This window comes from Leptospira sp. B5-022, from assembly GCF_000347035.1.
In the GTDB taxonomy this organism is placed as follows: Bacteria; Spirochaetota; Leptospiria; order Leptospirales; family Leptospiraceae; genus Leptospira_B; species Leptospira_B cinconiae.
This window is the reverse complement of record NZ_ANIJ01000022.1, coordinates 65,790-85,790: the sequence shown is the minus strand read 5'-3', so window position 1 is coordinate 85,790 and position 20,001 is coordinate 65,790. Positions and strand designations below refer to the sequence as shown.

Annotated in this window: 17 protein-coding genes; 3 read left to right on the top strand and 14 right to left on the bottom strand. The window is 43.4% G+C overall.

All coding sequences use genetic code 11. The annotated features are described in order from the left end of the window. Positions 1–72: 72 nt before the first annotated feature. From hemN to LEP1GSC192_RS10670, 9 genes are all read right to left on the bottom strand, one after another. Positions 73–1,422 (bottom strand): oxygen-independent coproporphyrinogen III oxidase, encoded by a 1,350-nt coding sequence (gene hemN, locus LEP1GSC192_RS10715; protein ID WP_020770162.1) that lies wholly within the window; start codon positions 1,420–1,422, stop codon positions 73–75. After that, complete coding sequence (locus LEP1GSC192_RS10710) at positions 1,419–2,441, bottom strand: uroporphyrinogen decarboxylase family protein (protein WP_020769992.1); 1,023 nt, start codon at positions 2,439–2,441, stop codon at positions 1,419–1,421. Before LEP1GSC192_RS10710 ends, hemN begins: the two co-directional genes overlap by 4 nt. Further along, positions 2,434–3,126 carry a response regulator transcription factor gene (locus LEP1GSC192_RS10705; protein ID WP_020770016.1) on the bottom strand — a complete coding sequence of 231 codons (693 nt, stop codon included), beginning with the start codon at positions 3,124–3,126 and terminating at the stop codon, positions 2,434–2,436. The genes LEP1GSC192_RS10710 and LEP1GSC192_RS10705 overlap by 8 nt, the downstream gene beginning before the upstream one ends. Next, positions 3,123–4,052 (bottom strand): sensor histidine kinase KdpD, encoded by a 930-nt coding sequence (locus LEP1GSC192_RS10700; RefSeq protein ID WP_020770039.1) that lies wholly within the window; start codon positions 4,050–4,052, stop codon positions 3,123–3,125. The genes LEP1GSC192_RS10705 and LEP1GSC192_RS10700 overlap by 4 nt, the downstream gene beginning before the upstream one ends. After that, a complete protein-coding gene (locus LEP1GSC192_RS10695) occupies positions 4,049–5,344 on the bottom strand; it encodes a glutamate-1-semialdehyde 2,1-aminomutase (RefSeq protein ID WP_020770112.1) in 1,296 nt (431 codons plus the stop codon). The genes LEP1GSC192_RS10700 and LEP1GSC192_RS10695 overlap by 4 nt, the downstream gene beginning before the upstream one ends. Then, positions 5,344–6,309, bottom strand: coding sequence for a porphobilinogen synthase (gene hemB / locus LEP1GSC192_RS10690; protein WP_036089784.1), 966 nt, complete (start codon positions 6,307–6,309; stop codon positions 5,344–5,346). The genes LEP1GSC192_RS10695 and hemB overlap by 1 nt, the downstream gene beginning before the upstream one ends. Continuing rightward, complete coding sequence (locus LEP1GSC192_RS10685; RefSeq protein WP_020770156.1) at positions 6,306–7,868, bottom strand: hydroxymethylbilane synthase; 1,563 nt, start codon at positions 7,866–7,868, stop codon at positions 6,306–6,308. Before LEP1GSC192_RS10685 ends, hemB begins: the two co-directional genes overlap by 4 nt. Beyond that, entirely contained in the window at positions 7,853–8,740 is an 888-nt protein-coding gene (locus tag LEP1GSC192_RS10680; RefSeq protein ID WP_020770027.1) for a glutamyl-tRNAGlu reductase, read from the bottom strand. The genes LEP1GSC192_RS10685 and LEP1GSC192_RS10680 overlap by 16 nt, the downstream gene beginning before the upstream one ends. A 303-nt stretch (positions 8,741–9,043) precedes the next feature. Next, positions 9,044–9,871, bottom strand: coding sequence for an HAD-IIB family hydrolase (locus LEP1GSC192_RS10670; protein ID WP_198289316.1), 828 nt, complete (start codon positions 9,869–9,871; stop codon positions 9,044–9,046). A 253-nt stretch (positions 9,872–10,124) separates the two neighbouring features. On the opposite strand from LEP1GSC192_RS10670, the gene LEP1GSC192_RS10665 reads away from it, so the two are divergent. Continuing rightward, positions 10,125–10,952: a 1,4-dihydroxy-6-naphthoate synthase gene (locus LEP1GSC192_RS10665; protein WP_036089861.1), complete on the top strand. Its 828-nt coding sequence runs from the start codon at positions 10,125–10,127 to the stop codon at positions 10,950–10,952. Here LEP1GSC192_RS10665 and metF read toward each other — a convergent pair. The 5 genes from metF to LEP1GSC192_RS10635 all read right to left on the bottom strand — a co-directional run bounded on the left by metF (position 10,949) and on the right by LEP1GSC192_RS10635 (position 17,243). Beyond that, positions 10,949–11,821, bottom strand: a complete 873-nt coding sequence (metF, locus tag LEP1GSC192_RS10660) for a methylenetetrahydrofolate reductase [NAD(P)H] (RefSeq protein ID WP_020770091.1) — start codon at positions 11,819–11,821, stop codon at positions 10,949–10,951. The genes LEP1GSC192_RS10665 and metF overlap by 4 nt on opposite strands. Positions 11,822–11,851: 30 nt before the next feature. Next, a complete protein-coding gene (locus LEP1GSC192_RS10655; RefSeq protein ID WP_020769918.1) occupies positions 11,852–14,359 on the bottom strand; it encodes a discoidin domain-containing protein in 2,508 nt (835 codons plus the stop codon). A 21-nt stretch (positions 14,360–14,380) separates the two neighbouring features. Further along, complete coding sequence (locus LEP1GSC192_RS10650; protein WP_020770100.1) at positions 14,381–15,274, bottom strand: helix-turn-helix domain-containing protein; 894 nt, start codon at positions 15,272–15,274, stop codon at positions 14,381–14,383. A 387-nt stretch (positions 15,275–15,661) separates the two neighbouring features. Further along, positions 15,662–16,507 (bottom strand): ParB/RepB/Spo0J family partition protein, encoded by an 846-nt coding sequence (locus tag LEP1GSC192_RS10640; protein WP_020770150.1) that lies wholly within the window; start codon positions 16,505–16,507, stop codon positions 15,662–15,664. Then, positions 16,491–17,243 (bottom strand): ParA family protein, encoded by a 753-nt coding sequence (locus LEP1GSC192_RS10635; RefSeq protein ID WP_008589135.1) that lies wholly within the window; start codon positions 17,241–17,243, stop codon positions 16,491–16,493. Before LEP1GSC192_RS10635 ends, LEP1GSC192_RS10640 begins: the two co-directional genes overlap by 17 nt. 218 nt (positions 17,244–17,461) lie before the next feature. On the opposite strand from LEP1GSC192_RS10635, the gene LEP1GSC192_RS10630 reads away from it, so the two are divergent. Continuing rightward, positions 17,462–18,871, top strand: coding sequence for a helix-turn-helix domain-containing protein (locus LEP1GSC192_RS10630; protein WP_232421007.1), 1,410 nt, complete (start codon positions 17,462–17,464; stop codon positions 18,869–18,871). Between the two features lie 4 nt (positions 18,872–18,875). Continuing rightward, positions 18,876–19,910, top strand: a complete 1,035-nt coding sequence (locus LEP1GSC192_RS10625; RefSeq protein ID WP_020770130.1) for a hypothetical protein — start codon at positions 18,876–18,878, stop codon at positions 19,908–19,910. The last annotated feature ends 91 nt before the right edge of the window (positions 19,911–20,001 follow it).

Sequence of the window (20,001 nt, the reverse complement as noted above, 5' to 3'; positions counted from 1 at the left end):
GAAATTAATTTCCAAATGAGTCCTTTCTAAAGGAAGAAACAGCTATTGGACCCGAATATTTCAGAAAGCGAGTCAAATAGACTGAGAAAATACCTTGGTTTCAGGACTTTTTCTCCTCAAACGCATGTCCAAGCCGGTACATGCATTCCTTAAGAAAGGTTTTCCCAGGTCCGTTAAAACAAGGGTTTTTCCTTTCCACTCGATTAAATTATCGTCTTCCATACTGGCCAAATAGAGGCGAACCTCTTCAAAAATCGGCTCCGGCACCTCTACTTTTCCTAGAGTGGAAAGTTTTAGAATCAGTTCTCTATGAACTAGATCTTCCGAATTTAATTTATGTCCCCTGAGTATTGCCTGTCCGTTTTCCGAAATTCTTCTTTGGTATTTTTTCAGGATCTTTTCGTTCTGATAAAAACAATCCCAACTATCCGAAATTGCAGACACCCCCAAACCTAAAAGTAAGTCGGTAGACTTGGTGGTATAACCCATAAAATTTCGATGAAGATTTCCACTCTGATAAGCTGCGTATAGCGAATCCGACTCTAAAGCGAAATGGTCCATTCCGATTTCTTTATATCCGGCGCTTAAAAAAAGTTCTCTGCCGATCTCATACAGTTCCCTTTTTTCTTCTCCCTTAGGAAGATCGTTTTCCGTGAATAATCTTTGCGCCGCTTTGATCCAAGGCACATGAGCATAACTGTAGAATGCGATACGATCCGGCCTAAGGTCCAAAGTTTTTCGGATCGTTTCCTTCATACTTTCTTTCGTTTGTTTAGGAAGACCGTATATCAGATCGAAATTGACGGAATGATATCCTAACGTACGAGCACCTTGAGTGATTGTTTCCGTCAGTTCAAAAGGTTGGATCCGATTTACCAATCTTTGCACTTCCGGATCGAAATCCTGGACCCCCAAACTGATCCTTCTAAATCCGTACTTTGCCAGTATTTCCAGCTGGGAAAGCCTGGTCCTTCTCGGGTCCACTTCCAAAGAGAATTCGGGAGAATCGGATACATTCCAAGAATCTAAAAGTGGCTTTAACAAACTTTCTAAATTGGATTCGGAAAGATACGTAGGGGAGCCTCCGCCTAAATGTAACTCCCTCAATTCCCGTTTAGTTAGTTCGGGAAGCTCCTCCTGGTATTTTCGGAATTCCTGTAATACCGTTTCTATATAAGGATCTTCGACAGAGTGATTCTTAGTAATGGAAGTATTACATCCGCAGAAAGAACAAAGAGTCTCGCAAAAAGGAATATGAAGATACAAGGCTACGGCAGAATCGTCAGGGACCAACCTTCTTCGAAGCGCATCTATCCATTCTTCTCTTGTAGGATTATCTTCCCAATAAGGAACGGTGGGGTAGCTAGTATATCTAGGTGCCGGAACATCGTATTTTCGGATCAAATCGGATTTGGAATTCATACGAAGGCCTCACGGATGGTATTTACGAAAGTTCTAATATTCGCTTCCGGGGTTTTTGGCAGGACTCCATGCCCTAAACCGCAAACCCATCCCGCTCTTTTTTCCGGGATCAATTCTAAGAAAGGTCTGATCCAACGATTTAAATATTTCTTAAATTCTCCGGACTCCATGAATAATAATGCCTGATCGAAGTTTCCTTGCACAAAATGAGATCCGTTTCCTAGAAAGCCGACGATGTCGGTTCGATGATCCATCCCAAAACCGGTCAGACCTGAAACTTCCCTAAGAGACTGCAAAGAACCTGGTGCCAGATTTTTAGCATAATAACCGATTTTGCCGGGAAACGCCTCTACCAGAACTTGGATGGTTGGCAAAATCGCCTCTTGGAAGAATACTGGAGAAGCATCCCCCGCTGCTGTGTCGAAGATCATCACGATCTCAGCGCCACCTTCCAATTGAAGCCTTATATTCTCTTTTAATAATGCCAGGATTCTCTCGTAAAAACCCTCCCTCAGTTCCGCAGAAACTTTTGGAAGTATTAGATTTCCATCATGTTTACCCTGAGTAGCATAACAAAACAAAGTCCAAGGCCCGCCTATAAACCCGATCAGGGATTTATCCTTCGGGATCCGTTTTCTGGTTCGGATCACCGCCTCCTTCTGGAATCCCATAAACTCCACCGCTTGTTCCAATGGATAAAACCGATTCAGATCTTCTACCGTAGAAAGATGCCAACCTAGCTTAGGGCCTTCTTCCCCGAAACGTAATCCCATTCCGAATGCCTCTAAAGGAAAAAGAATATCGGAGAATAAAATGGCAGTATCAAAATCGAAATCATTCACGGGACCGAAAGCCACTTCCGCCGCAAGTTCTGGGACCTTACATAACTCTTCGAAAGAATATTTCTTTCTTAAATTTTGGTAATGCCAGTGATAACGTCCGGCCTGGCGCATCATCCAAATCGGAGGAGTCACCTGAGGCTCTAACTTAAGTGCAGCTTGGAATCTAGTATTAGACATTTTTTAAGTCTCCGATCCATTGGTAGCCGACTCCTCTCACGGAACGGATCGCATCTTCGCCTCTATCTCCGAAGGCTTGGCGTAATCTAACAATGGAATTATCTATAGTTCTATTTGTGGGGAATTTTTCCTCTCCCCAAAGGCGGTCCAGGATCTCATCTCGGCTGACCGTTCTTCCTCTTTCTTCCACTAAAAAATTCAAAAGAGCGCAGTCTCTTTTGGAAAGATGGATCTCTTCTTTGGAAGGTGTATGAATACAATATCCGTAAAAATCCAGAAGGTAACCTTCGTAAGAATATTTAGCCTGTTTTATGGAATGTTTATGAGATTCTAATACGTGTTTAACCCTGATCAGCAATTCCTTTAAGTGAAAAGGTTTGGGTATAAATTCTTCGGCACCAAGTTCGAATCCCTTCAAACGTTCCGGCGCACCCGAATGTGCGGTTAAAAACAAAAATGGAGGACAATCTTTTCTGGATTTTAATTCTTCCGCCAACTCGAATCCATCTCCGTCCGGCAAACGAACATCTAGAAGTATCAGATCCGGTTTGGATTCAGCGGCTAAAACTTTTGCGGACTGAGCGGAAACGGTCCATATCATTTCGTATCCTTCTTTTTCCAACCGTTCCTTTAAAGTTTCACCTAAAGAGCGGTCATCTTCCACTAATAATAATTTCGCTTTCATGCACCACTTCTCCTTTGAGAAGAATAAGAGGGGAGGACCAACTCCGCTAAAAATCCTCCCGACTCGGAATTTCGAACGGAGAAGCTCCCATCCATTCTTTTAGCCAACTTTTCGGCGATATACAATCCTACACCGGTGCCGCTAGTGCTTGTATGCCTTAAAAATAATCTTCCTAATAATTTAAAATCACCGGAGAAACCTTTTCCGTTGTCTTCGAATTTGAATTTGATCTTATCTCCGGAAATCGGTTCGGAAAGAATTTTTACTTTTGTGGCCCTTCCGTGTTGGACAGAGTTTTCTAAAAGATTTCTGAAAATACTTTCTAAGGCCCTTCTATCCGCTAACACTTTGGTCTCTTTCCATTCCGTTTGGATATCCAACTCGGACCATTCTTCTCTTAGACTTTCTTCCCAGTGTCGGAGGTCCAACTCTTCTAAATATAATCCTTCGGATCTCATGAGGCTCGCCAGATATAGCGCCTTGTTCATCTGGGATTCTATCCGATCGGAGTCTTTTAATAATCTATGAAGAAGTTTGTCTTTTCCCGCATCCACACCTTCTTCCAATAAACTCTCCGCTTGTAATCTGAGACTTGCCAAAGGAGTTTTCATTTCATGGGTAACAGTGGAAAAAAAATCGTGAATGAGTTTATTTCTTTTTTCTTCTCGGAAGGTAAGCCAAATTAAAGTTCCACCGCCGGTTACTAACAAGAAGAGAAAAAAGGTGCCTTCCATTTTGATCATGGAACTTTGTCTTTCGAGTTTATCTAAAAAATCGCTTTCGATCTTGGAACCCAAACGAGATGCAAGTTCGGTCGCCATTCTATTTTGTCTTAATCCCAAAAAAAGCCACCAGACCCCGAGTGAAACCGTGGTCAAGACCCAGATAACCGGTAAAACGATCTTTTTAGAGTCTGAGATCTTCATACTTTCAATTTTTTTAATGCGGAATCCGCTTTCTCCAATGTTTCGGAAAGTATTTTATCGGAATGAGCATAACTCAAAAAACCGACTTCATAACCGGACGGAGCCAGATAAATTCCTTCCGAAAGAAGTGCATGGAAAACTTTTGTAAAACCTTCCTTATGGCCCGCAGGGATTTTATCCACAGTGCGGATCGGGGAAGGGGACCTTTTATGGAACCAAAACAGAGAAGAATGTATACTGGAATCCCAATCTCCCTCCGGATCTCTCTCCCTTAAAATAGAGACCATCCCGGAAACAAAAGACTTGGTGCGATTTTCTAAAACCGCATGCACATTTTCTTTTTCACATTTTTGTAATGTAGCAAGACCCGCCCTCATCCCGAAAGGACTAGCGCTCAATGTTCCCGCTTGGTAAACAGGGCCCTGAGGAGCGACCAGATCCAATAAGTCGGCTTTTCCAGCATAGGCTCCGACAGGAAATCCGCCGCCGATGATCTTGCCGTACGTCACAAGATCGGGTGCAATCCCCAATTCACCGCTCATACCGGTTAGGCCCACACGAAAACCGCTGATGACCTCGTCAAAAAGAACAAGACTTCCGTGTTTTCTAGCAATCTCGACGATCTTCGATAAGAATTCTTTTCTTTGTATCAATAAACCGTAATTTGCCGGAAGAGGTTCGATCACTAATGCGGCGATATTTTTGCCTTCTTTTGCAAAAAGTTCCTCTACCGCTTTTTCATCGTCTAGAGGAAGAACCAATGTGTTTTTGATCAGCTCGGAACCGATCCCGGCGCTATCGGAAGAAGATTCTCCCGCAAGTCCTGAGCCCGCTTTTACAAGCAATGCATCCAAATGACCATGATAACATCCGTCAAATTTTAGGATCTTATCCCTACCGGTTGCCGCACGGGCCACACGTAATGCGCTCATTACCGCTTCGGTTCCACTGTTCACAAATCGGATCTTTTCTACCCAAGGGATCTTGGAAACGATCCATTCTGCAAGTTCTAACGAATAAGGTTCCGCGGCCCCAAAACTCCAGGCAAGATCTGCGGTTTCGGAAACGATTTTTTGGACTTCTTCGTCTCTATGACCTAGGATCAAGGGCCCAAAGCTTAAACAATAATCTATATATTCTTTTCCGGAAACATCCGTAAGTTTCGCACCTTTTCCGGATCGGAAGAATACGGGATCTCCTCCCACGGAACGAAAGGATCTAACGGGAGAATGTACTCCCCCCGGTGCTACTTTTTTTGCTCTTTCAAAAAGTTCCTTAGAACTTGGAAACATCAGCCTAAAATCTCCTTTCCTCTTCTTGCTGCGTAAGTGATCAGATAAGAAGCGCCGGCTCTGGAGAACACTTGCCAGGTTTCCTTAAGTGCATCTTCAAATTTACAAAATCCATTTTCTGCAAGCATTGCAATCGATGCATATTCACCGCTCACTTGGTAGGCGCCCACAGGCAGACCCGTTTGTTCTTTGATCGGCAAGATCAGATCGATCGAAGTTATGCCCGGCTTAACCATTAAAAGATCCGCACCTTCTTCCGTATCTCTGACAGAAGAAAGAATGGAATCTTCTCTGTTTCTCACATCGATCTGATACGAAGAACGGTCCCCATGACCGGGAGCCGACTCTGCTGCTTCTCTAAACGGACCGTAAAAATGGCTCTTAAATTTTGTGGAATAACTCATGATCGGAACATGCTGAAAACCGTTGGAGTCCAGAATATTTCTGTGACTTCTAATTCTTCCATCCATCATATCGGAAGGAGAAATTCCGTCCGCACCGGACTCCGCATAACAAAGCGCAAGTTCGGAAAGTATATTGACGGAACTTACATTGTCTATTCTACCTTTCGGATCCAAAAGCCCGCAATGACCGTGAGTGGTCAAAGAACAAAGACAAGTATCCACCCAAAGAAACGCCTCGGGGAATTTGGACTTAATATTACCTATTACATTTTTATAAAACGATTTAGGAATAGAATCGTCCGACTTTTTCTCGGGAACCAGGAATAGAAGAAAATGTTCCACACCATTCTTCAAATCCGATTCGATCTGGAAAAGAATGGATTCTTGGCTATCTCGGAATACTCCCGGTAATGAGGACATTTTTTCGGGAGATTTCAGACTTTCCGCCACGAATATCGGCTGGACTAGTTTTTTAGGATTCAAACTCTCCGAAGACACCAAATTTCTGAGCGGGGCATTGAGGCGATTTCTTCTCAGGCCCAACAAACTCTCGGAACTCATACAACACCTCTTTTTGTACCGAAATCCAGGACTTCACCTTTGCAGGCCTTTTCCCAGGATTCAAAGTTCGGAAATGCGAAAATTTTCGCATCCGAACCTAATATTTTTCTAATATATTTATACGTGGCTCCCGTCCCGCAAGAATGGATACGAGAACCGATTTCCGGATTTTTTTTATAAGCACGATCGAATTGAGAAGCACTCATCCAGAAAAAGTGGGAATATCCGGAAAGATCAGGCTGTTCCGAATCGAAATCCACTTTATAAGTTACGAATCTTCTCCAGACACCTTCTATAATATCGCTTTCCTCATGCGTGAGTTTGATGAAGTCGGGATCGGATTCGTAAAAACTAACGATCTCTTTTGCATCCTCTTCGCCTAAACCGTCGGTGGAGCCGTTCACCCAAACATCGCGGGAGGCTAATTTCTCCCAGGTTTTTGCTCCTGCTACGATAAAGATCGTATCAGTCCCTGGCAATTCCCAATCCTTTGGCAAAGAATCCGCACGAGAAACAAACCAAAACTTTTCTTTCGGAACGGAGGTTTGGACAGGAGAACGTTTCATTCTAAAACCCTGTCTTGGTTTCGGAAACATAAGATCCAAGGAAGAAGGCAGCGGCAATTCTTCCCCTCTCCATCTATCGAAAGCATCCAGCTCGTAGCCGTTATCCGTTTTACCTCGAACAAATAGAAAATCGGAAGGTCCGCCCAAAATCACGGAAACTCCGATCTTTTGGTGACAACCTCCGCCGAAATAAGAGAGAATTTTTCTCTCTTCCAAAACCGCTTCTTCTTCCTTCGGATTAGTAAGCGGAAGCAAAAGTTTTTTCGTCTTTTCGTCGCCTTTTCGGATTTCGGCAGCAAGCGCGCCTTGCGCAGGTGCATTCGGATTTTTTGATAAAGGCAGAACCATAAAAAGTTCATTTGTGATCGAAGATCGGATCTCCTTTCTGAGTTCTGAATATTCTTCCGTGGAAGAAAAAGAAAAGTTTTCGGAAATAAGACGATCCAGCGCCGCTTTTGCAACCACAAGGCCGGAGACTTCCGGATCCGCTTTCCATTTGCGAATCCTTGTTTGGACATTTCCTCTTACGGGATGAAAACTAATCGGCAAAGTTTGGAGCCGAGAGGGGAGTGCAGTCGGAAGAAACGCGGAAAGATTATATTCTCTCCTGGGACTAGAAGAATGGATCTTAATTTCTTTCGGAGGATTTGCGTAAGAAGATCTTTTAAAAAGCAGAACATCTCTTTGGTCTGCACGAGGGAGGACCATTATAATTTCCGTGCCTTCGTGACCTTCCAGATCCAGATCTTTAAAGGAATGAACGACTACATCCACATTTCCTTGGACGAGTTCTTTGGTTAAATCTTGGGTGAATACACCTTTAGTTCCCATTTTCCAGAGAGGAGTGCTTAGATCTTGGTCCCCACTTGCTTCCTTGAAAAAAAGTTGGAGCTCCAACTCAGGATACAATTTGCGCAAGTGATCATGTACGAGGCAGGTCTGTAATTTTGCGAGGGAACTTTTTCGGGAACCGATTCTTAAAACGTCGGACAAGGTAGGTCATCCCAACCGAATACAATTTGATGAGCTTCCAGTTCTCTTTCTTCCAGAAGCTCGTCTAAGACGGATTTTAATTCTTCCTTCACTTTTTTAGTCCTTTCTTCCGTTTCTTTCAAAGAAGAAAGCATATCTGCAAAAGAAATGTATACGATATCTGTAGGCCAAGATCCTTCCAAAGGTTCTTCTCTGAAATCGAGAACCAAGGTCCCTGGGGTCAATTTATCCATCCAAGCGGAAAAATCCATAGGAGCTGCGATCACCCAAGCTTCTCCATTCGGAGACCAGTCTTCCATTAAATGAGAAGTGGAACCGGAAACAGAAGATAAAAATTCCAACCGATTAGGATTACGTCCAACGATCTTGGTCTTTCTATTGGAATGAGAAAGCCAAGGTAGGATTTTTTCAGCAAGCTGGCCTGTCCCAAACAGTGTGATTTCTTTCGGAGGATTGGAAGCCTCGGATAAATATTTATCCGCCAAACCACCGTAAGATTGTTCGCCTAAATTTTGCAAATAACCGGAGCGAAGAGTCCTACAATCCTCGATCAGATTGTCTCTGAGTTTTGCCAAATAATCTCCGAAAGCAAGATCGGGTACTTCTTGAAATCTTTGTTTGAACTGGGAAAGGACTTCCGTCTCTCCGAACAATTTCGATCTTAAGCCGGAGATAATTTCAAGGAGAAGTCGGTATGCTTCGTAACCGGATTTCACTTCCCAATGAGCCGGGAGATCTTCCGGATTTGGATGAATCCTGGAATCGGAAACAAGAACAGTGCGCATACAAGTCTTCCAAGAAAAAGCCTCAGGAAGAGAGAATAATTCCCTGTCGGAAGATTCAGAATGAAAAACCTGTAATGTGGACCACATCTATCTTCGATCATACCTGATTCAGGGCCTTATTTGTCAAAATACTGTCAGAGAGATCCGAAAAATATTCCTCTTGCAAGTGTTGAGAACGAATTTCAAAATGACCTCATGGTTTGGGACATAGGATTCCAAGATAAAATTGTTTATCTTGTAGTGGGCTCTGCTGCCGTATATTTGAGCTTTCCGCTTGTTTCTTCCATGAAAAATTTATTTAGCAAAACTCAAACAAAAGAGACGAGTTTCGGTTGTTACGAAGCCGCCTGTTCCTCTTGCGAAGTGAAGATTGATAAAAATCAAAAAAACTTATCGAAACGAAAGCAGGGATAATTCCAAAAGAGTCATCGCAATCCCGTCTTCATTATTCGAATATTTGGTAATATAAGAAGCTCCTTCTTTCAAACTGGACACTGCATTCTTCATCGCAAATCCATATCCGGAAGAAAAAAGCATTTCTTTATCATTCAATTCGTCCCCGAAAGAGATCACTCCCGCCTCGTTTAAATCTGAAATATTTAAATATGACTGGATGGCCGTCCATTTAGAGACTCCCTTCTCCAAAACTTCCAAACAATACGAAACTCCGGGGATTTTTGTGATTACGGTCCTGTATTCGGAGGCCTCCGGCAAAGAGAGAAGTTCCCTTTCCAACTCGATCAATTCTTCCTTTATTAAAGAAAGATAACATACCACAAGCGCTCGATCGGAAGAATGTTCCAAAAGATCACCGACCACCTTGGTCCTCGTTATATCTCCGCCTGAATAATGATGATATTTATCGTCCGTGATCGGAGACTCGAGCAAGATATCGATCCCTTCCTCGAAGCGGTCCACATGGAGAAGGGGAGAATGGCCTTTCTTCTTTCCCAAGGATAAAACTGCGGTTGCAGCTTCTTTGGAGATATATGTTTCCGAAATTCTTTCTCCAGTCGGTGAACTTCTGAGCACTTGCCCATTATTAGCCACTACGGTTACATTTCCCCGAAATTCCAGAGCATAGGGAAGAGCAGAAGAAAACCTTCTGCCAGTAGCGATGATCAGCCCAACCCCTTGATCCAATGCGGACTGCAAAACATAATGATTCAAACTAGAAATGGAGGCCCGAGAATCCAGCAGAGTCCCATCCAAATCCATGGCAATCGTATGGAAGGGTAGATGCCCATCCAATTTTGGGAATTTATAGTCCGTCCCAACGCTTAGGTTATCGATAAGTATCCGCTTTTTGGCCTCAAGAGCCTGGACCTTTTGGTCCGGGCTCTTATCGGAATGAGAATTCGAAATAATGTCCAAGGAAACCTACAATTCTTTTCCAGCAGACCCGGGGGCAGGAGTTCCTTCCACCCCCTTTTTTCGTTTCCAAGAGAATCAAAACCGATTCCCTGGAAGAATGGAACTCAGTCTGGCATATTCTCCTTGCCCAAACGACACATTCATCTTCTATCATCTTATTTCCGGAAAGACCAAGGCGCCATTCTCCATCAAAGAAGAACTGTACGATGTGGAACAACTGAACCAATTCGCGGACAAAGGAAAATTCCAAGCCACGAAAATTTCCTTCGCCGCATTATTCCATGTAGCGGACAAATATTCTCTTTTGGATAGCGGATCCGCACTTGGTAGGAACTGCGGCCCAATCATCGTAAAAAAAGCGGGCTCCTCGGTAGGAACTCCCAACGGAAAAAAAATTTTGGTCCCAGGCCTTTGGACAACTGCCAATTTACTTACACATCTATATTTAAAAGGGGATTTTACACCGGTTCCCACACGCTACGATCTGATCTTGGACAAAGTAAAAAACGGAGAGGCTGATTTCGGGATCGTCATTCACGAAGAAAGATTCACCTACCAAGCAAGAGGTCTCGAAAAAGTAGAAGATTTAGGAGAATGGTGGGAAGGCACAACCGGAGCCCATATTCCGCTCGGATGTATTGCGATCCGCAGAGACCTTTCTTCCCAGATCAAACAGGACCTGGACTCGGCAATTAAGGAAAGTCTGTCTCTCGCATACCAAAACAGAGAAAGTATGTACGATTATATCTTAAAACATTCCCAAACCACAACGAGAGAAGTGGCGGATGCGCATATAGATCTGTATGTGAACGAGTTTTCTAAAAGCCTAGGAAACGAAGGAGAAAGGGCGATCCGCTTATTGCAGCAAAAGGCCCTCGAAACAGGATTAGTTCCTCCCGAAAAAGAGAAGGAACTATTTCTTTAATTTTTCAGTTCTCTCACTATATCCAAACTCGCAGGAGATTGGTTTAGAGTGTAAAGATGAATTCCAGGAGCTCCCAGTTTGACCAATTCACGGCATTGACCTACGGAGAATTGTATACTTCTTTTATAAAATTCTTCCGGTATATCCTTTACCTCTTCCAGATCGGAAACTAGTTTTTCCGGAAATTCGCAAGCGGCCATCGACCTAAATCTTTCAATCTGAGCAAAAGAAGTGATCGGCATGATCCCAGGGATCACAGGAACATTGATGCCTTTTTTTCGGATCAAATCCAAGAAAGATTCAAAATTGGAATTTTTAAAAAACAATTGAGAGACCAGATAAGAAGCACCCGAATCCACTTTACGTTTTAGGTTATCCACATCGGATTCTAGGCTTGGAGCTTCGGGATGTTTTTCCGGATAACAAGCGGCCCCCATACAAAAATCGAAACCTTCTTGTTTAATAAAAGAGATGAGCTCGCTTGCATAACCGAAACCGCCTTCAACTTTTTTGAAAGTCCCTTCTCCTTTCGGAGGATCTCCTCGGAGAGCCATTAAGTTCTCGATCCCGGACTCTCGGATCTGTTTTAAGATCACCCGGATCTCGTCCTTATTGCCGCCAACACAAGTAAAATGAGCCGCCGCAGGAAGAGAAAACTTTTTAGCCAACTCGGAAGTGATACGAATAGTCTTATCCCGGGTAGAACCTCCCGCCCCGTAGGTCACGGTGATATAACCCGGATCCACCTTTGACAATTCTTCTACCGCTTCGAATAATTTCGTTTCTCCTTCCGGAGTTTTAGGCGGAAAAAATTCGAAAGAGTACACCGGCGCTTTTGCCGTTTTATAAATTTCTAATATCTTTTTCATTCTAACCTTTCCCCGCAGATGGGGAATTTTTCAACTACAGCAGAGAAGGACCTGAATAGGGCCTCTGCCGTTTCTTTGTAAGCCCAGAGATTTTGCGACAAGCGCCCCGGGTTTTAAATTTTCAGGAGCGACTCGGACTGCATGGCCTCCGGTAAGACCAGAACATAATAGATCTCCAGGCTGTACAGGATAAGATTGAGCCTCTACATTCGCAAGAACCACTCCCGCAATCGCAACAAGCCATTGGCCTTCCGCTTGAGGTTTATCCCCCAAGACCAATGCCGCAGATTTCACAGCAACACCTACGATATTTGTGGCATTCGGCTGTCTGGATTTATGGAGTTTACCGTCTTCGCCCATAGCAAGAAGATCACCTTCCGCAATCACATCGGAAGATTGTACGGGGAAAAATTTAGCGATACAATCCGTACCTTTTCCCGTTTGCAAATATACAGTTCCTATAAAATCGGAATCACCTTCAGCCAAGATCGCTTTGCCTGAACCTGTTTCGTTCAGACTTGGTATCCCTTTCCCGCTCGCATATACCGCGTGACCTGATCTAGAATGGAACCATCCACCGAATCCTCTTTTGGCTAGACCCAAAATACCGGCGGATTCTTTTTCTCCGGAAGCGCTATCACCTCGAACTCCGAATTTTTCTCCGAAGCCCAAGATCCCGGAAAATCTACCGGAACCAACAATACCCGCTCCTTTTTCGCTCTCATTTCTTGCATACGCAAGTCCTGCATTTTCAGGAGGAGGGGAGATATTTGCATAAGGAGCCTCTATGGAACCCTTCAATCTCAGATATCCGGTATGAGAGCTGAAATCATGCTCTTTTGGAGCGTAATCATGAGTATGAGAAAGAGGCTGCCTTGCATCCGACAATCTAGGATCATCGGAAGAAACCACATGCCCAGGGATAGATTTCCCCTTTGGAGCGACAGTTACGATACCCGGATACTCGGTACTAGCGTTACGCAACCTTTCGTCGTCACCTTGGACGACCGCACCTTCTTTCGCTTCTCCGGAACGTGCCAGCTTTACAATCCCGTAAGACTGAGGAGTGGAAATTTTTAATCTCTTATCATTTCCCTGAACTGCCGCATCCGCAGACTCTTCTCCATTGGAGGCAAATCTCAAAATACCGGGACTTTCCGTAGTCGCATGGCGTAGCCTAGGATCATCCGAAGTGACCACTTTTCCGGGGCTTGCATCTCCCGGGGAAGCCAATTGTACTAAACCGAATTTTTGAGCAGTCGCATGTTTTAGACGATCGTCATTTCCCTGAACAACGGTACCTTCTTTCGTTTCACCATTCTCCGCAAGCTCTACGATACCAAAACTTTGAGTGGTAGAAGGTTTTAAACGATCATCATTTCCTTGCACGACCCTATCTGCCCGATTTTCGCCGTTGGATGCAAGTCTCACAAGGCCGTAAGAAGCCTCAGTGGAATGTTTTAATCTTCTGTCGCTACCCTGGACAACGACACCTTCCTTTTCTTCTCCATCGGAAGCAAGCTCCACAATACCTTTATACTCGGTAGAACCGTCTCTCAACCTTCTATCATTTGCCTGAACTGCGGCACCTTCGGAAGTTTCGCCGTCGATTGCAAGCCTCACAAGTCCCGATCTTAAAACGGTAGCATAAGGAAGAGGTTCCGCAGTAGGTTTATGAGTCAGCTCGCTCAAGTACGGAGCCGCGTACAATTCCACCTCTGCGATGCTTGTGGAGTATTTTTCTTTGCCTTGGACCTTACGAGGGCGAGAAACGAATTTCAAAAAGCGAATATTCGTAGGCAAAAATCTCCATTGATACCAGGTTCCCAACTCGGACAAGAATTGGTTCTCCTCTAAAAGCTGATTCCAGGTCAGATCGTCTTCGCTATAATATACGGTAAACGTTTCTGGAAAAGGTAAATGACCGTCCTTCGGCGAAAGAATTCTCAACTCGCTCACTCTACTGATAGAGCCTAGATCCATCAGGAAAAATTCTTCCTTCGGCTGATTCGATTCAAGAGAAGACCAGCCGTAATCCGGTCTTTCATCGATCAGATTTTCTTTTACCCAAAACCTGTCTTTTTCGGAGCTTACTTCTAATTTAGTGACCCCTGAAATGCCGACTTCCAAAGTGCCGATAGAAACTTTAAATTTGGATCCTTCTTTTTCGGAAACCTTACTGACCAATTTTAAAAAGTTAGCGCGGACCAAGGAGAAGTTCCATTGTCCTACTTTTTTATTCAATCTCCTGAAACCTGTTTCCTGTAGGATCGGTTCCCAAACTTTTCCATCCAAGGAAATTTCGAATTTGAAAGAATCGGGAAAGAAGGCGCCGGATTGTTCCGATTGATATAACTTGATCTGATTAAAACTAGAGCCTTGATTTAAAACCAAAGTCAAGACCCCGACACCGGAATGGTCCAATAACTCGGAATAAGAACGAAGTCCTCCATCCTTAAATTCGAACGTACCTTTGGTCTTAATTTCGTTTACTTTAACTTGTCGAGGATGGCTGATCCGGATGGATTCTTCATTCATAAGAGCTTTAACGTGGTCCTTTTAAACATGTACCCGGTTTTCTTCGGCTTTTGCAGAAAATATAACCAGTATCGAGGGGTGGATTTTGTCTGTGAAGTACTTTGTAATGATCATTCTCAGTGGATCAGGAAGAGGATCTTTCACTAAAAGAGTTTTGCCATCCGGTTCGACCTGAACTTTCTCCAATACTTCCACACTGCTTATAGAAAGATTCCCCTTACACCATTCTAAGAACCCCATCCAAGAGGCTTCTTTTCCAGAAGAATGTCTCAGGTCCTGGGGCTGGATAGGGGAGGTGTGCTCAAAATTCGGCCGCCTGGTCGCGGAGAGATTTTTACAAATCCCACGAATATAATGTAAATTATCACCGAGTCCTTGTGCCTTCGCAATTTCCATTGCTTCGGCGAGTATGTCTTCTCCGTAACGGTCTTTTAAAGAATCCAAACTTAATTCTTTCTTTTCCAAACTAGGTTTTTGGTTTTGGGTATTATGGATGGTTATATTTATATTGTTTGGGTTTCCGGCTCCACCCCCCTCCGGGCTACCAGCCAACACCCCAGGGGAGCCTCCCGATCCACCTCTGGGGTTTCCGAAAATAACCCCCTGGGGTGGAATTTTGGACCCGGGGTAGTTGAAGCAAAAATAGTAGGTAGAGTTCTTATGACCAGTCCCAGGGACAAATTGGAGAAGGCCCGCTCTTACTAGGTCTTTCTTTCCTTCATTGATGGATTTTTTAGTCTTTAATCCTGTAAGCCGGATCAAGCTTTCGTTACTAGGCCAGACTGGCTTAAACGTCTGGTCACTAAATTTAAGCAGGACGAGATATAGGGTCTTTGCAGCTGGAGAAAGAGTGGCCCAAACCCCGGAATCTATGATGTCCGAGAGGAATTTTATATATGGAAAATGCTCGCCCATACCTTGGATCCTCTTTTTGCCCACTAGGCAAAAAAATTAATTTTAAGCAAAAAATCCGAAGGTAGTTGACATTTATCCGACATAAGGTTATTTATGTCTCATCCAACAACATTCCTTCGGGAAGGTCCGGCCCCTGGGCAAACCAGGGGAGTTTTTTTATCTCAGACCGACGGCAATGTTTCTTCCCTCTCTCTTCCGGTTCGGGAGAAAGTACTACATTTCCGTTTAGAATATTATGTCACATATTGGGGCTTTTTTCAGCTTCGTCAACTCATTCCCAAATTTTTGAGCCCGAGTCCGATAAAATCTTTTACTAAGTACATGTTTGCACCTTAGTAATTCGTTTAACAATAGTTGTTATTCGATTTTGCCTTTTAGTTCCGGATCTTATTTTCCGAATTTTTTGGAAATTTCTTTTTTCACGAATTTATGAAGTTCGGCAAGGAAGGTTTCATCCTCTGTCGAGATGATTACACTTGTGCCTTTTTTTATAATTTTATAAGGGTAGGGGGAAGCTGCGGATTTTTCGGATCCGGATTTGGCGCTGATTTGGCTTGGGGAAAATAATCCACCTTCTTCCGCTCTGTTAAAAGTTTTTGCGTCTTTTACTGTTTTTAATTCACCGGAATTGAATTTTTCGAGAAAATCCTTTAGGGTACCTTTTTTAGCTGCAGAGGCTGCCTGCACCAACAGGTTTTTCGACTCTATCCCTGCATCTCGGCAAATTTTTAGGTCTTCTTTGGAAAGAGAGGAGATTCCCAAAAGTTCAGTCATATAACTTCTACTTTTTCCAAACAGATTACCTAATTCCAGGTCGGTATAAGAAAAAGAACTTTTGAGATGAGTCATGGCTTCTATCTCTTCATACGGAGATAAATTTTCTCTCTGTAAGTTTTCTATGATTGCAAGTCGGAAAGTTTCCTTTGCATCCTTGTCTAAGATTTTACATTCCACTTCCTGCCATTTGAGAAGGGTAGCAGCGTGAAATCTTCTTTCTCCGGCGATGATCGTATAATATTCTTCGTCTGCTTTTTTGGTGACTAAGATGGGCTGAAGAAGTCCATCCTTATCCAAGCTTTGGGCAAGCTCTTCTACACCTTTTTTTCTTTCTTGTCTAGGCTGGCTTTCCGAAGGACGAATCTTATCCAGTCGGATCTTTCGGATTGTACCTTCCAGTTTTTCTGCCTGAAATACATCTGCGAGGGAGCCTAATCGTTTACTTTTTGAGCTCATTCAAAAATTCCTCAATGAAGCCTTCATATTCCTGGGCTTGGCGGCTAGACTTATTGTATTCGTAAACTGACTTTCTTGCCAGGTGAGATTCTCCCACTGCCACCCCGTCCGAGATACTATTGTCAAAAATCCTAAAATATTTCGTAAGGACCGGTATAATCGTTTTGGTAAGAAGTGTCTGGGGCTTGAGTTGAGTAACCAATGCTCCCATGATTTCTAAACTGGGATTGATCCTTTTTTTAATACTAGTAATTGTTTGTTGTAGTCCTAAGATCCCATCCACGGAAAACTTTTCCGCCTGAAGGGGGATGATTACATAGTTGGAGGCAACAAGAGCGTTTATGGTAAAGATCGAAAGGCTAGGCGGGCAATCGATTATACAAAAATCCATTTCCTTTTCTAGGTCCGCAAGAGCATCCCTTAAAATATAAGGCGCGTCTACGATAGCTGCAATTGTCTCTGCCTCTGCAAGGGTCAGGCGAGAGGGGGCGATGTTCAGGTTCTCAACCTCGGTCTTAACCATAACTTCCCTGATTTTCGCTTTGGATTGAAAAATATTATGCATGGATTTTTCTAACCCTTCTGGATTCAGGAAAATCCCTGTGGAATTTGCCTGAGGGTCGATATCGATCAGTAGAGTTTTTTTACCTCTTCTGGCGAGACCCCAGGCTAAATTCAGGGAGGTGGTGGTTTTGCCTTCCCCTCCCTTTTGGTTTGCGATGGATACTACAATCATTCTGTTCCCTTGTATCTCAATTGTCGGATGTCCGACATCCCGTCCTTTACTTCTTCCTTTGGAAATCGAAAGAATATGGAGGGAATTTAAACAAAAATAAAAATTAAAAAGTCAACTTCGGGCCCGAAGCCAACGCTATATTTCCATATAAGAAGAAGGGGAGAAGCATTCAAACTAATTCTTAAATTTTCAAAAAAATGCAGAAAAATCGGATTCGAATGTCGGACGTCCGACATTCGAAAGAAAGTCCAGGTACATGGTTGACACCATGCTTAATTTTAAACATTTTCCCTTCTATGCTATCCGCTCCGGAAGAATTTATTTGGGGGAGTCCAGATCCTAAAGAACTTAGGATATTATTACCACTTGCCTTTCCGGAATGTTTAAGATTAATCGAAGGCAAGGCTGGGCTTGTCGCTTTGGTCTCAGAATCGGACCCTTCCTCTTTGGAGGAGGCAGCTTCCTGGGGGTACGGAGAAGAAGGATTTTTCTATCCCTTCCTAACAAAGGGATCCCAAATCCGCAGCCGTTTAGAGGACAGCAAATCTCCATTCTTTTTGCCTAGAACGAAAGAATTGGAATTATTCCGGGATGACTCTCTAGGCTGTCTGCTGTCCCCGGTTTTACTGAATGGCAGAATGTTTGGATTCTTCCTAATGGAACTTCCAAACGAAGCAGAAGAAAAACAAATTTTACTCTTACATTTACTTTGCCAGAAGGTGGCTGGACTCTTAAAAAAAGACTCCGGACCTTCTTCTTTTTATAAAACTTTCGAGGACCTGGGCCCGGATCCTCTTGGGGAGTTACTTTTCCGATTGGGAAATGGAAAAGGATCCCAACTCGAAAAATTCAAAGAATCTCGGACTATCTGTATTTCCGGCCCTGCTTCTTCTGGAAAAAAAACCTTAGCAAAATGGATCCAAAAAAGGGAATTTCCCGGTCGGCCAATTTTGACGGTTTCGATCCTCCCGGAACAAGCAACGAAGTTGGAAAAGGCTCTGATCGATTGGGAAAAAATGGCCGAGTCTGGGACCCTAATTTTAGAAAATTCGGAGAATTATTCTTTGGCCCAGCAAAGAATCCTGTTCGAATATTCTCAGAGAAAGTCCGGAAAATCCCGTCTTATATTTTTAGAAAACTCAAACAAAAAATCAATAGAAGAGTTTTTATATTTTCGTTCTCTTTTGGCCGAAAATAGGTTAGAATTGCCCGCTTGGAAAGATTGGGCAAAATCGGATAAAATAGCTGCGGTTGGTCCAATTTTCCATGAGGTCTGTGAGCTGCATGGTCGCCCTGATTTGGCGCTCTCCGAAGAGGCAATCGTTTCTTTAGTGGAAGGAGTTTCCTGTCAAAGTTTAGAGGATCTCCGAAATGCGATCGAAGAAGCTGTTTTAAATTCCGGCTCGGGAGAGATCCGAAATTCCGATCTGAAAAAAGAAGGTTCGAAAGGGATTTCTCTTCCGGATCCGGAGGACTTGGATTTGCGAAAAGCTGTGGAAGCCGTGGAACGCCAAAAAATTCTTTTGGCGGATAAATTATTCGGCGGAAATCAAATACGAATGGCAAAGGCACTTGGGATTTCCAGGGGATCTTTGCAATATAAATTAAAAAACCTGGGTTTGGGTTAAAATTTTGGAATTAGATTCCTTATACGAAGAAAGAAAAACTCCTGCCGGATTTTTAGTAAAAGTCCGCTTGGGAAAAATGACGTACGTAGTTTTTACCTCCCGGGGCCCTGAGGTCCCAAAAGGAGCCAAAAACCAGTCCATCGTAGTTCCGGTGCCGAGGATCGTATTTTTAGGGGAGGATTTTGACCTTTCTCATTTTAGGTTAGGGGAACTAAGTTTCGTAAACGTAAAGCAGGGAAAGCTTGTGATCCCATACCAACATTCCAGTTCCGGAAACGAGGTCCGAACTATCTTCCTGAATAGCGGAAGTGAATGTGATATTTTACCGGTAATCATCTACCATTACGAGAGGGTGGATAGTCTGCTCAAAGCTAGGGAAGAGGGTGTGGAAATGCACCACCTTGTTTTGGATGAGGAGTTCCCTCGCCAGGAATTGGTAGCGCTGAAAATCAGGTTTCCTTCCTTGAACATGCTCATCATCAAAAGAAAGGTGGCCCAAAAGATTGGGGCAGTGGGAGAGAAGCCATCTCCCGGAAAAGAGGAACTGGAAAAAAGTCTGAGGGAAGAATCCAGCATAGTAGATTTCAACAAGGTCCGAGCTACGGATTTATTGGAGAAAGGAAACCTGAACATGCACTCCAAAAATCCGGTTTTCTTGGCCAGGATCCATCTCCGTAAAATGGAGTTGGAAAAAGTAAAACAATTACTTTTGGAATTTACACTAAAGGCGGAAGAAGTTGCATTCATTCGAACCTTCTTGGACGTGATGATCCGAAACGAAGATAATAAGGAAGAGCTAAAAGGTTGGGCACCTAAATTAAAAAATTTAGATGAAGGTTTTCGACTCGCCGGCTTAATTTTAGAAACTAGAGAAAAAGAATTCGAGGCAGAATTAGAAAAGGGTTTTTCCAAAGATATCGCGAGTATGGTTTATGCACTTTTGGAAAAAGAGCAGGACCGGGCTGAGAACAAAGAGCAAGAAATCGTACTTTGGGAATGGAAGCTCCGGGCCAAGAGACTGTTCCGAAAGACCGCTTAAATTCCTAGAAAAACGGTAAAAAAAGCTTCCATTTCCCTTAAAAATGGTTAAAAATGGGCTATACTGTCATGTTTTTTCGAATGAGACATAA